The 11,782-nt window shown below is 71.1% G+C and carries 10 protein-coding genes; 6 read left to right on the top strand and 4 right to left on the bottom strand.

Annotation, left to right across the window (positions count from 1 at the left end; all coding sequences use genetic code 11):
* Positions 1-11 precede the first annotated feature (11 nt).
* The 3 genes from ACYU96_RS19285 to ACYU96_RS19275 are packed head-to-tail and all read left to right on the top strand — an operon-like array spanning position 12 to position 2,741.
* The gene (locus tag ACYU96_RS19285) at positions 12-995 is read left to right on the top strand and encodes a branched-chain amino acid ABC transporter permease (protein ID WP_460757315.1); all 984 of its coding nucleotides are present in this window, start codon (positions 12-14) and stop codon (positions 993-995) included.
* Complete coding sequence (locus ACYU96_RS19280) at positions 985-1,950, top strand: ABC transporter ATP-binding protein (protein ID WP_460757312.1); 966 nt, start codon at positions 985-987, stop codon at positions 1,948-1,950. The genes ACYU96_RS19285 and ACYU96_RS19280 overlap by 11 nt, the downstream gene beginning before the upstream one ends.
* Positions 1,947-2,741: an ABC transporter ATP-binding protein gene (locus ACYU96_RS19275; RefSeq protein WP_460757309.1), complete on the top strand. Its 795-nt coding sequence runs from the start codon at positions 1,947-1,949 to the stop codon at positions 2,739-2,741. The genes ACYU96_RS19280 and ACYU96_RS19275 overlap by 4 nt, the downstream gene beginning before the upstream one ends.
* Positions 2,742-2,828: 87 nt before the next feature.
* Here ACYU96_RS19275 and ACYU96_RS19270 read toward each other — a convergent pair whose 3' ends face one another.
* Complete coding sequence (locus ACYU96_RS19270; protein ID WP_460757306.1) at positions 2,829-4,094, bottom strand: endonuclease/exonuclease/phosphatase family protein; 1,266 nt, start codon at positions 4,092-4,094, stop codon at positions 2,829-2,831.
* A 213-nt stretch (positions 4,095-4,307) separates the two neighbouring features.
* Positions 4,308-6,626: an immune inhibitor A domain-containing protein gene (locus ACYU96_RS19265; protein ID WP_460757303.1), complete on the bottom strand. Its 2,319-nt coding sequence runs from the start codon at positions 6,624-6,626 to the stop codon at positions 4,308-4,310.
* A gap of 380 nt (positions 6,627-7,006) precedes the next feature.
* Here ACYU96_RS19265 and ACYU96_RS19260 point away from each other — a divergent pair, with 380 nt between their 5' ends.
* Together ACYU96_RS19260 and ACYU96_RS19255 are read left to right on the top strand one after the other, a co-directional pair.
* Positions 7,007-8,224, top strand: a complete 1,218-nt coding sequence (locus ACYU96_RS19260; RefSeq protein ID WP_460757301.1) for an MFS transporter — start codon at positions 7,007-7,009, stop codon at positions 8,222-8,224.
* A 10-nt stretch (positions 8,225-8,234) separates the two neighbouring features.
* Positions 8,235-9,230, top strand: a complete 996-nt coding sequence (locus ACYU96_RS19255) for a Gfo/Idh/MocA family protein (protein ID WP_460757298.1) — start codon at positions 8,235-8,237, stop codon at positions 9,228-9,230.
* A gap of 51 nt (positions 9,231-9,281) precedes the next feature.
* Here the strand turns inward: ACYU96_RS19255 and ACYU96_RS19250 are convergent, their stop codons facing one another.
* On the bottom strand, positions 9,282-10,115 hold the full coding sequence (locus ACYU96_RS19250) for a class I SAM-dependent methyltransferase (RefSeq protein ID WP_460757296.1): 834 nt from the start codon (positions 10,113-10,115) through the stop codon (positions 9,282-9,284).
* Between the two features lie 100 nt (positions 10,116-10,215).
* On the opposite strand from ACYU96_RS19250, the gene ACYU96_RS19245 reads away from it, so the two are divergent.
* Positions 10,216-11,223 carry an AraC family transcriptional regulator gene (locus ACYU96_RS19245; RefSeq protein WP_460757293.1) on the top strand — a complete coding sequence of 336 codons (1,008 nt, stop codon included), beginning with the start codon at positions 10,216-10,218 and terminating at the stop codon, positions 11,221-11,223.
* Between the two features lie 102 nt (positions 11,224-11,325).
* Here ACYU96_RS19245 and ACYU96_RS19240 read toward each other — a convergent pair whose 3' ends face one another.
* Positions 11,326-11,769: a hypothetical protein gene (locus ACYU96_RS19240; protein ID WP_460757291.1), complete on the bottom strand. Its 444-nt coding sequence runs from the start codon at positions 11,767-11,769 to the stop codon at positions 11,326-11,328.
* Between the last annotated feature and the right edge of the window lie 13 nt (positions 11,770-11,782).

The raw sequence follows: 11,782 nt of genomic DNA, 5'->3' as shown, positions 1-11,782 counted from the left end.
GGAGTCTCGTCATGGAAGAACTGATTCGAATCCTGACCCAGGCGTTGGGGGAGCTGATCGCGCCGGCCACCGCGGCCTACGTGCTCGCCGCCATCGGCCTGAACATCCACTTCGGCTACACCGGGCTGCTGAACGTCGGCCAGGCCGGGTTCATGCTGCTCGGCGCCTACGGCTTCGGCGTCTCGACGATCGCGGGCGCACCCTTCTGGGTAGCCCTGCTGGTGGCGCTCGCCGCGGGCGCGCTGTTCGCCGTCCTCCTCGGCATCCCCACGCTGAAGCTGCGTGGCGACTACCTGGCGATCGTCACCATCTCCGCCGCGGAGATCGTGCGCATGGCGGGGCGCTCCACGTTGTTCGGCTGGACCGGCGGCTCGACCGGTCTGCGCGGTGCGGAGTACAAGGGGTCCTTCCAGGACCTCTCGTTCCTGCCGGACGGGCGCACCATGATCGGCCCGCTCGAGTACCTGAACAACGGCTCCGACTCCTGGTGGACCCGGTTGTTCGCCTGGAGCCTCGTGGTCGTCGCGCTGGTGCTGGTGTGGCTGCTCACGCGCAGCCCGTGGGGCCGCGTGCTCAAGGGCGTGCGTGAGGACGAGGACGCCGTGCGCGCGCTCGGCAAGAACGTCTACGCCTACAAGATGCAGGCGCTCGTCCTGGGCGGCACGTTCGGCGCGCTGGCGGGCATGGTCTATATCCTGCCCGGCAACCTCGCACCGGATGCCATGGGCCGCACCATGACGTTCTGGGTGTGGACGGTCATGCTCCTCGGTGGCGCGGCCACGCTGTTCGGCCCGGTCCTCGGAGCGATGCTCTTCTTCTTCGTCTACATGCTGCTCCGCGTGGGCATGCGGACCGGGATGTCCGACTACATCGCCTCGAACACGGTCGAACAGATCGGCGGCATCCTCGTGGGCGTGACCCTGATGCTGATCGTGATCTTCAGACCACAGGGGATCCTGGGGAACAAGAAGGAGCTGGCCCTCGATGTCCGATGAGAACACCGTGAACGTGAACGACGAGCCCGTCGTCGGACAGGACGAGCCTGTGAGCGAGACCGCGAAGCGGGCCGGCCGCGACCTGTCGCACCTCGAGCCGAAGGTCGGCGTGGCAAAGCCCGACGCGATCCTGAAGGCGGAGTCCGTGCAGCGGCACTTCGGCGGCCTGACCGCCGTCGACGTCGACTACCTGGAGGTCGAGCGGGGCGCGATCACCGCGCTCATCGGGCCGAACGGTGCCGGGAAGACGACCTTCTTCAACCTGCTCACCGGGTTCGACAGGCCGAACCAGGGCTCGTGGTCGTTCGAGGGCACGCCGATCGCCGGCAAGAGCGCCGCGCGCGTCGCCAGGTCCGGCATGGTCCGGACCTTCCAGCTGACGAAGGCGCTGTCGCGCCTCACCGTGCTGGAGAACGTCCTGCTCGCGGCGCGCCACAACCCGGGGGAGCGGATGTTCGCCTCCCTGATCCAGCCGTTGTGGGCGGGCACGGAGCTGCGGAACAGGGAGAAGGCGCTCGAGATCCTCGAGCGGTTCAAGCTCGACAAGATGGCCGACGAGTTCGCGGGGTCGCTCTCGGGCGGCCAGCGCAAGCTCCTCGAGATGGCGCGCGCGCTGATGACCGACCCGACGATGATCATGCTCGACGAGCCGATGGCGGGCGTGAACCCGGCGCTGGTGCAGTCGCTGCTGGGGCACATCCAGACGCTGCGTGACGAGGGCATGTCGGTCCTCTTCGTGGAGCACGACATGCACGCCGTGCGGCACATCTCCGACTGGGTCGTCGTCATGGCGGAGGGCCGGATCGTGGCCGAGGGGCCGCCGTCGTCCGTCATGCAGGATCAAGCGGTGGTGGACGCCTACCTGGGCGCGCACCACGACACCGACCTCGGCGACGACTCGCTGCTCGACCCCGAGGTGCTGGCCCGGCTCGAGGCCGAGGAGGAGAAGCGATGACCGACACGACCGTGACGGACCCGGGCGGCAGGACGACCGGCCTGCCCGCCGACAAGGAGCTGCTGCTCAAGGCCGACAACATCGTCGCGGGCTACGTCCCCGGCGTGAACATCCTCGACGGATGTTCGATCGAGGTCGGCAAGGGCGAGCTCGTCGGGATCATCGGCCCGAACGGTGCCGGGAAGTCCACGCTGCTCAAGGCGATCTTCGGGCTGGTGCACGTCACGTCCGGCACGGTGACGCTGGGCGGCGACAACATCACCGGCATGAAGGCGAACGCGCTCGTGCAGCGCGGCGTCGGGTTCGTGCCGCAGACGAACAACGTGTTCCCCTCGCTCACCGTCGAGGAGAACATGCGGATGGGCGTGTACCTGCGCCCCAAGTCGTTCGAGGAGCGGTTCGACTTCATCGTCGACCTGTTCCCGACCCTGGGGGAGCGGCGCGCCCAGCGGGCGGGCGCGATGTCCGGTGGTGAGCGGCAGATGGTCGCGATGGCCCGGGCGCTCATGATGAACCCGTCCGTGCTGCTGCTCGACGAGCCGTCCGCCGGGCTGTCGCCGGTGCGGCAGGACGAGGCGTTCCTGCGGACCCGCATGATCAACAAGGCGGGCGTGTCCGTGATCATGGTCGAGCAGAACGCACGGCGCTGCCTGCAGGTCTGCGACCGTGGCTACGTCCTGGACCAGGGCACGGACGCGTACACGGGCACCGGCCGGGAGCTCCAGAGCGACCCGAAGGTCATCTCGCTGTACCTCGGCACCCTCGCGGAGGACGTCAACAAGGACGGCTGACCCGCGGGCCGTTCTCGCGACGAACGACGGCGCCGACCCGGCGGGCTCCTGCCGGGTCGGCGCCGTCGTCATACCGGGACGGGCGCATCACCTGAGACGTAGCTCCGCCCGGACCAGGCGGTGGTCGCTGCTCGGGAACGGGTACTCGCCCGTGAGGCGGGACAGCGGGTCGTCCTGCGCGGGCCAGAAGACGCTCGCGCCGCGCACTCGCAGGTCGCGGGACACCAGCGTGTAGTCCACGCGGAGGTTGCCGGGCGCGGTGTCCGCGAAGTCGGCCGTGTCGAGCGCCGGGTCGCCGGTGTGCGACGTGTTGGCGCCGCCCTGGAGCTCCGCCGCCTCGGCCGCACCCTCCGACGAGGCCGCCGGGTCCTGGATCCGCCGGTTGTCGAGCAGCTGGCCGATGGCGCCGTCGTACGAGTCGCCGTCGGCCGGGTCGGCGTTGTAGTCGCCCAGGATCACGAAGGACTCCCCGCGGTGCAGCCCGCCGCGCCCGCCGTCGTCGTCGTAGATGTACGACGCCGCGCGGCCGCCGGTCACGTAGTCGGCCCAGAAGCGGATCTCGTCGTGGTTGCGGCGCCCGTTGCGGTCCTCCGCGCCGTCGAACGACGGGGGCGTCGGGTGCGCGGCCAGCACGTGCACCGTCGTGCGGCCGACCCGCACCGGGACGTCCCAGTGCGACTTGCTCGACAGCGGCAGCACGTCGAGCTCCTCGTCCGTGTACCAGGGCTCGCCCGTCTCCGTGTCCGTGGGCAGCGCCGCGCCCGGCATGTCCTGCCAGCGGAAGCCCTGGAACGTGCGCGCGTTCCGGGCGTCGACCGGGTACCTCGACAGCACGACCATCCCGTACTGGCCGGGGAACTCCCCGAAGCCCAGCGCGTCGTCCCCGCCGCCGACCGTGCCGTCGTTGTTCAGGTCGAAGCCGCTGGGGACGCCCGTGTTCGACGGCGCCACGAACGCGTACGGGTACTCGACGGCCTCGGCGTCGCCCTGCGGGACCTCGAGGTAGTTCTCCCGGAACAGGTCGACGGCCTCGCCGGCGGCGTCGTGGTCGAACTCGTTGAGCAGGACGACGTCGGGCCGCGCGTGCTGGATCACCTCGGCGACGGTCCGCGCCTGCGCGTCCTCGCCGTCGGACAGGTCGTCGACGAGCTGTCCTTCCGCGGCGCGGTTCAGCGACAGGTTGTAGGTCGCGACCCGCAGCCTCTCGTGCTTCGGGGACGACGACGTCGCGTGGCTGAGCCGGACGTCGCCCGCGTCGTCGGGCACGGGGCTGGAGACGGCGGCGGCCGTGCCGCCGCTGCCCAGGAGGGCGGCGGCGACGAGGCCGGTGACGCGCAGGACGGGGCGGCGCATGGGTGCTCCTCAGGGGTGACGGGGATCTGCGGCCCCACGGTAGTGCGCCCCCGGTGAACGCGGGGTGACCAGCGGCAGAATGCCGCTCGACGACGGGTACACCCGGCAGGCCGGCCACGGTCGCGCGGCCGTCCCGTCGAGGACGACGTCGGCCCGCACCCTCCTGGTGGAGGATGCGGGCCGACATCATCGAGCGGTCAGATCAGGGTGTGATCAGGACCGGTCGACCTTGATCTTCATGTGGCCGTTGCGGCTGTTCTGCCACAGCACCTTGATGCTGGTACCCGTGCCGCCGACGATCACCGAGTGGCCCGGGTTGGACTCGTCGTAGTACGCGTACGGGTCGCTGTCGTCGAACGTCCGGGACTGCCGCGACCACCAGGGGGTACGCAGGGTCGCGGGGGCGTCGCCGGCCTCGCTGTGCAGGGACAGGCGGTCCTTGCGCTGCAGGCCGAACGTCGCGTCGTACGACTGGATCCGGTTGCGGGCGACCGCGCCGTCCGAGAACTTCAGCGGGGTGGCGTCGGCGTCGACGGGCAGCGCCTGGCCGTGGCCCGGGTGGGTGGCGGTGTTGTTGTCGCCGTACAGGCCGTTCACGTACCAGATCAGCAGGCCGTCCTGGTACGGGAAGTGCTCCACGTGGTTCGGGTCGGACTGGCTCCAGCCGAAGTTGTACGGGCCCTCCTTCAACGTGACGTCGTAGCCCCCGTACACGCGGTGCTCGGCGAGGTAGTAGTGGGAGTACGAGGTCTCGTACGAGCCGTCGGTCGCGATCTTGAAGTCGCCGGTCCAGTCGGACGCGTCCTCGAAGTCCTCGACGAGCGCGTCACCGACGGTGACCGAGTCGACCACCAGGCCACGCTCGTTGACGCCGCCGTCCGAGGTGTAGCGGAACCGGAACTGCGCCGTCTCGCCGGCGTATGCCGACAGGTCGGCGGTCAGCTCGACCCAGCCGCCGGAGGAGCCGTCGATGCCGCCACCCGGGTTGGTGCCGTTCGGGTCCTCGTCGGACGACTCGCTGGTGGACAGCGCGGTCCATGTCGCGCCGCCGTCGGTGGTGATGTCGACGAAGGCGTAGTCGTAGCCCTCTTCGATCTCGTAGTCGACCTGGGCGGACAGCGCACCGCCCGCAGGCACCGCGAACTCGGGCGACGCGAACGTGGCGTTGAGGTTGTTGCCCGTGTCCGAGTAGGCGTACTTGCCGTCGATCGGGTCGACGCCCACCTCGATGGTCTCCGTGCCGTCGGGCAGGTTGACGAGGGCCGCCTGTGCCCGCGTCGTGGCGTGGAACGACGGGCCGAGGTCGACCCTGCCGGACGCGTCGGCCTCGACGGTCTCGTAGTCCAGCCAGCCGAGGAACATCTTCTCGGTGGCGCCCATGTGGTTCGGGGTGCCGCCGATGTGGCCGTCGCCGTGGCCCATCCACGAGCCGGAGCTCATGAGGTTCCAGAAGCCGGTGCCGTTCTCGCCGCCGGAGGTGTCGTAGTAGTCCGGCAGGCCGAGGTCGTGGCCGAACTCGTGCGCGAACACCCCGAGGCCGCCGTTCTCGGGCTCGGTCGTGTAGTCACGGATCCACAGGTCGGTGCCACCGATCTTGATCCCGCCGAGCTTCTCGAAATCGGCCGGGCCGTCGGTGCCGAGGCCGCCCTGGTTGACCGCCCAGCGGTGCGACCAGATGGCCCACGGAGGCGCGCCGGCCTCCTCGCCCTCGCCGGCGTGGATGGCCTGGAAGTGGTCGATGTAGCCGTCGGGCTCGTTGATGATGCCGTCGCCGTCGACGTCGTACCGGTCCCACACGTCGAAGGACTGGAGGTACTCCACGACCTCGTCGTGCGTCTTGCCCGACGCGATCTGCTGCTCGTACCAGGCGTCGGCGGCGTCCTGGACGAACGCTGTCATGGTCTCGCCGGTCTCGTCACCCGCCGGGCTGCCGCCGCCGTAGTACGACGCGCGGTTCGGCACCGTGACCCAGTCGGACACGTCACCCTGGAGGTCGAAGCGGCCCGAGGACATCTCGTCGTAGACGTCGTGGAACGACTCGTCGTTGGCGTCACCGTTGAAGAACATGTCCATGAAGTGGTCGCGCGAGAAGTCGCTCTCCCAGTACGTGGAGTTGTCGCTCGCGGCAGGCTCGGGGATCTCGTTGTGCAGCGGCCCGGCCGGGGAGTCGGGGAAGTGCGAGGACCCCTCGCCGTCACCGAACTCGACGAGGATCGAGAAGAGCTGCGAGGTCTCCTGGGCGCCGTACTCGACGTACTCGCCCGGCGCGATTCTGACGACCCTGGACTTCTTCGAGCCCTTGCCACGCGTGGTGACCTTCGCCTCGCCGGTGGCGACCATCTCGACCGCCTGCTGCTTCCGCTCCCGCTGCTTGTCGGCGAGAGCGTCAGGACGGTCGTCCTCCCGCTGCTGAGCGAGCGTCACCGGATCCGGTTCCGCCGCGCTCGGCGCGGCAGCGGCGCTTGCCGGCACGAGAGCACCCGTGAGCAGCAGTGCCGCGCCAGCGCCCGCTGCGCTGATTCGTGGATTCATGGATTCCTCCGGGGTGTGAGTCCTCCGGTCCTGGCAGGCCGGGCACAGCGGTACGTAGGGGTCGCGGCCCTGCCACGGCTGGCTGCCGCGAGCAGGTCCGGACCCCGCATGCACCGGGGTGTCCGACCGAACCGGAGGTGTTGGCACCGAGTCACCTGTTCAGACCTCGACGTCCGAGCGGAGACTCAATCACCGATCCGTTTCAGGAATGTTGCGTGCGGCACACTACTGGATTCAGAGTCAAAACAAAACAGGCGGAATCCCGCCATGACGAGAGGCGGAATCCCGCCACCTTTGCTGGACTGCCCGCCTTTTATGGCGTTTCACCGGCCGGCCGCGCGGGGAAAAAACGGTTGCGCTCGTGCGAGACTATCGAATCGATGCGACCCGACGCCCTGACCCCCAGATCCGTGCCGCCACGAGGCACCTCGCAGCGACGCGCCGTCGTCGCGCTGATCGCGCTGTCCACCTCGGCGTTCATGTTCGTCACCGCGGAGAACCTGCCCGGCGGCCTGCTCACGATCATGGCCCGGGACCTGGAGCGGACCACGTCGCAGATCGGTCTCCTCGTGACGGCGTACGCGGTCGTCGTCGTCCTCGCGACCGTGCCGCTGGCTCACCTGACGCGGCGGTTCGGCCGCCGCGTCGTCCTCGCCGGGACGACGGCGGTCTGCGCGGCGGGGCTGGTCTGGTCCGCGTTCGCCGTCGGCTATCCGGACCTGCTGGCCTCCCGGGTCGTGACGGCTCTCGGGCAGGCGCTGTTCTGGGCGATCGTCATGCCCGCTGCCGCGAGCATGTTCCCCCGTGAGGTGCGGGGCAGGATGATCGCCCGCCTGACGATCGGGAACTCGCTCGGTCCCATGCTGGGCGTCCCGTTCGGCACCTGGCTCGGCCAGCTGACCACGTGGCGGACCCCCTTCCTCGTCATGGCGCTCATCAGCGCCGTGGCCTGTGCGGCGATCCTGTTCACGATGCCGCACGCGTCGCAGGCCAGGGACGACACGTCGCGCGGCACGCATCCCGACCGGCGGCGCTTCGTGGTGCTGCTCGCCGTCACGCTCCTGCTCGTCACGGGCGCCTTCGCGTGGATCACGTTCATCACCCAGTTCCTGCTGGAGGTGGCCGGCTTCGACGACCGGTGGCTGTCGGGGCTGCTCCTGGCCAGCGGGGCCGCGGGCCTGGCCGGGACCTTGCTGGCGGGCCTCGTGCTGGACCGGTGGCCGTGGCTCACGCTGGCGGGCGGCGCTGCCGGCGTCGCGGCGTTCCTCCTGCTGCTCCAGCTCTTCGGGGTCACACCCGGAGCCGCGATCGTCGGCATGCTGCTGTTCGGGACGACCTTCAGCCTCGTCCCGCCGGCGGCGGCACACCTGTCGATGCAGGTCGCGCCCGGCGCGACGGAGATGGCGACGGCGCTGAACAGCTCGGTCTTCAACGTCGGTATCGCCTCCGGAGCGGCACTCGGTGCGTTCGTCGTGGCGACGTGGGGGCCGCAGCTCGTCCCGGGCGCGGGTGCGATCTTCGTGCTGGCCGCGCTGGCCCTCGCGCTCTGGGACCTGAGGTACGTCCGGCGGACGACTCGCGTCGTCGTGCCCCACTAGGCTCTGCCGTATGACACACCTGCGTTGGGGCATTCTCGCCACGGGCGGTATCGCCCATGCTTTCACCAGTGACCTGAAGGTGAACGGGTTCACCGTGCAGGCCGTCGGATCGCGTTCCGCGGACAAGGCGAAGGCCTTCGCTGACGAGTTCGGCATCCCGAACGTGCACGGCTCGTACGAGGACCTCGTGGCGGACCCCGAGGTCGACATCGTCTACGTCGCCACCCCGCACCCCCTGCACGCCGCCGACGCGGCCCTCGTGCTCAACGCCGGGAAGCACGTGCTCGTCGAGAAGCCGTTCGCCCTGAACCGGCGCGAGGCAGAGACCATCGCGGACCTCGCCGAGTCGAAGGGCCGCCTCGCCATGGAGGCGATGTGGACGCGCTACCTGCCACACATGGCCCGCATCCGCGAGATCATCGCCGCGGGCACGCTCGGCGAGGTCCGCACCGTCATGGCCGACCACTGCCAGGACCTCCCCGACGACCCGGGCCACCGCATCAACGCCCTCGAGCTCGGCGGCGGGTCGCTGCTCGACCTCGGGATCTACCCCATCTCGCTCACCTGGGACATTCTCGGCGAGCCGCTCACGGTCCAGTCGCACGCCACGTTCAAGGAGACCGGTGCGGACGCCACGATCGCGACGGTCTTCGGGTACGACGGCGGCCGCCTGGCGACCACCATCTCCGCGTCGGACACGCGGGGGCCGGTCACGGCGTCGATCCTCGGGACGGAGGGACGGATCGACATCGACCCGTGGTGGTTCACGCCGACGTCGTTCCGCGTGTACGACGTCGACGGCGAGGTGTCCGAGGAGTTCAGCAGCGACGGCCTGGTGACCGGGCGCGGCATGCACTTTCAGGCGCTGGAGGCCGAACGCCTGGTCGCGGCCGGGAAGACCGACGGCGAGATCCTCCCCCTCTCGGAGACGGTGGCGATCATGGGCACCCTGGACGAGATCCGCGAGCAGATCGGCCTGGTGTACCCGGGCGAGACCGCGGAGTGACCGGGTTCCGGCGCTGACCCGGCAGCACCCGGCCGCCGGGCCGGCGGCGCACTACCGCGCGGTGGCCTGGACGTAGGTGAGGCGGCCCATCGACCAGTCCTCGTGGTCCACCTCGCGGGCGTCGGCCAGGCCGGCGGCCACCAGGAGGCGGGGGACGGCGTCGCCCTGGTTCCCGGTGGCCTCGGGAGCGGTGTCGCTGCGGCGCCGCAGCCGCGAGAGCAGGTGGCGCCACAGGTGGGTGAGCCCGCTTCCGCCGCCGTGGCCGTGGTGGTGGTCCTGGGGACCGGCACCATGGCCGGGCGCGCCGTGGCCGTCGTGCGCCTCGCCGGGGGACCCTGCGCCGGGCGCCTTCCCGGGCGGGGAACCCGGGCCGGGCTCGCCTCCGCCCATGTCGAGGATCGTGACCTTCCCGCCTGGCCGCAGCACCCGCGCGACCTCGCGAGCGAACGTCGGGCGGTCGTCCTCGGGGACGTGGTGCAGCGCCAGGGACGAGACCACGTGGTCGACGCTGGCGTCCTCGGCGGGGAGCCGGTCCGCGAAGCCGCGCACCAGCGTGCCCCGGCGACGGCCGCGCCGCAGCTTTCCGGCGGCGATCTCCAGCGCCCGCACGTCCGGGTCCAGCCCGGTGACTCGCGCGCCCGGCGCGGCGTCGAGCACGGCCATCAGGAGGCTGCCGGTGCCGCAGCCGACGTCGAGCACGGACTCGCCGTCGCGCACGCCGGCCAGCTCGACCGTGCGTGCGTACCGACCGCGCATACCGAGCAGCCCGACCATGGCGTCGAAGAAGGGCGTCAGCCACGGCTTGCCCATGCCGGGCAGGAACTCGCGGCCGGCCGTCTCGGGATCGGTGTCGTCGATGATGCGGACGTCGGGTGGGGTGCTCATGAGCTGTCCTTCGTGTCGGTGCCGTGGTAGGCCTGGCAGTGTTCGCTGGTGACATCATCGGCCGCCCCCGGGCGGCACGGCAGGACGGAACTTCGGCGGTATGGGAGATTCCTCGGGCGTCGCACCGGAGACCGCTGCGGGCCACGGCGCGCACGCCGTCGTCCGGGACTCCCGTCTGCTCCGCGTGCGCCCCGACGGCACCCCCGTCTACGGCTACGACCAGCGTCCCGGCGTCCCCGCCATCGGTGTGACGCGCATGGCGGGCGGCGAGCACCAGGGGCCCGCACCGCTCGGCCGGCGCCACGTCCACGACTTCCACGTCCTGGTCTACGTCCACCGCGGCGGCGGCTCGGTACGTGTCGACGGCGTGGAGCGCCCGCTGCGGGGTGGCGACGTGTTCGGCGTCGTCCCCGGGCAGGCGGTCGATGCCGGGCAGACCGCCGTGCCGGGCGACGGTCTCGCCTGGTCGGTGCAGTTCCTGCCCGACGTCGTTCCGGCGCTCGTCGCGGTCTCGCCGCTCGCCTGGGACCGGCATCCGCTGCTGCGGATCTTCGCGCCGGACGACGCGACCGGCGCGGGACCCGGTGGCCGGGCCCGTGCGACCGCCCTGGTCCCGGCCGCCGACCGGCAACGGTGGCGCGGCTGGCTCGAAGACGTCGCCGACGAGGCGGCGCACCCCGAACGCACGGGTGCGCGGGACGCGATGGTGGCCGGCCTGACCCGCGTCCTGGTGGCGGCAGCCCGGCTGGCCCCGGGGCCGTCGTCGGCGCCCGACCCGCTGCTGCTGCGGGTGTTCGACGAGGTGGAGCGGACGTTCTCGGACCCGGTGTCGGCGGGCGACGTCGCCCGTGCGCTGGGGTACACCCCGGGCCACCTGACCACCGTGGTGCGCGAGAGGTCCGGACGTACGGTCGGGGACTGGCTCTCCGAGCGCCGCCTCACCGAGGCGCGCCGGCTGCTCGTGGACACCGACCTGCCTCTCGGCGCCGTCGCGGCTCGTACGGGCCTGCGCGACGGCGCCTACCTGGGCCGCCGCTTCCGCGACCGGTACGGCACCAGCCCGGACAGGTGGCGCCGGGAGCGCCGCGCGACCGGGCCCGCACGCTGACCCGGCAGCTGGGGGGTGCCGGGTGGGCGTGCGGGCCCGGTGTGTTCTGCGACGCCGGCGGGGGCCGGGTGTCCTGGTCGGTCGTCTGCTCTGCGGTGGCGCCTACTCTGCGGTGGCACCGCTCATCGTGGCCGCCAGGGACTCCTCCACGAGGGCCGCGAAGATTCCCTCCAGGACCCGGGGGCCCACGGACCACGAGGTGAGCAGTGCGGTGACGGTGACCGTGCCGAGGTCCCGCGCGGTGTCGAGACCGTGCCGGCGCAGCACGTTCCGTTGCCGCGAGGGGAGGTCGAGGTTGTTGAGGTTGAGCTCGCCGGGCAGCCGGGGGAAGACCGACCCGACGTGGCTGGAGGGCCGGTGCTGGATCGCCAGCTTGGCCACCTCCAGGGCGACTGCGGGCATCTCGGACTCCGAGGTGCGCGCGATGGGCTCGGACCAGCGCGGGTCGGGCTCGTTGGCGTCGAGTCCGGCGACGGTGCCGAGCCAGGGGAACGCGTCAGTCCACAGCAGAGTGGGCGACGTCTCGGGTACTGCTGTTTCAGTCATTCGAGTCCCTGGG

The organism is Myceligenerans cantabricum, assembly GCF_054777735.1.
This window is presented reverse-complemented; position numbering and strand designations above follow the sequence as displayed.

Bases quoted from the DNA above. Each gene is read 5' to 3' on its own strand.
- ACYU96_RS19285 (WP_460757315.1), top strand. From the start codon at position 12: ATGGAAGAACTGATTCGAATCCTGACCCAGGCGTTGGGGGAGCTGATC.
- ACYU96_RS19280 (WP_460757312.1), top strand. From the start codon at position 985: ATGTCCGATGAGAACACCGTGAACGTGAACGACGAGCCCGTCGTCGGA.
- ACYU96_RS19275 (WP_460757309.1), top strand. From the start codon at position 1,947: ATGACCGACACGACCGTGACGGACCCGGGCGGCAGGACGACCGGCCTG.
- ACYU96_RS19270 (WP_460757306.1), bottom strand. From the start codon at position 4,094: ATGCGCCGCCCCGTCCTGCGCGTCACCGGCCTCGTCGCCGCCGCCCTC.
- ACYU96_RS19265 (WP_460757303.1), bottom strand. From the start codon at position 6,626: ATGAATCCACGAATCAGCGCAGCGGGCGCTGGCGCGGCACTGCTGCTC.
- ACYU96_RS19260 (WP_460757301.1), top strand. From the start codon at position 7,007: ATGCGACCCGACGCCCTGACCCCCAGATCCGTGCCGCCACGAGGCACC.
- ACYU96_RS19255 (WP_460757298.1), top strand. From the start codon at position 8,235: ATGACACACCTGCGTTGGGGCATTCTCGCCACGGGCGGTATCGCCCAT.
- ACYU96_RS19250 (WP_460757296.1), bottom strand. From the start codon at position 10,115: ATGAGCACCCCACCCGACGTCCGCATCATCGACGACACCGATCCCGAG.
- ACYU96_RS19245 (WP_460757293.1), top strand. From the start codon at position 10,216: ATGGGAGATTCCTCGGGCGTCGCACCGGAGACCGCTGCGGGCCACGGC.
- ACYU96_RS19240 (WP_460757291.1), bottom strand. From the start codon at position 11,769: ATGACTGAAACAGCAGTACCCGAGACGTCGCCCACTCTGCTGTGGACT.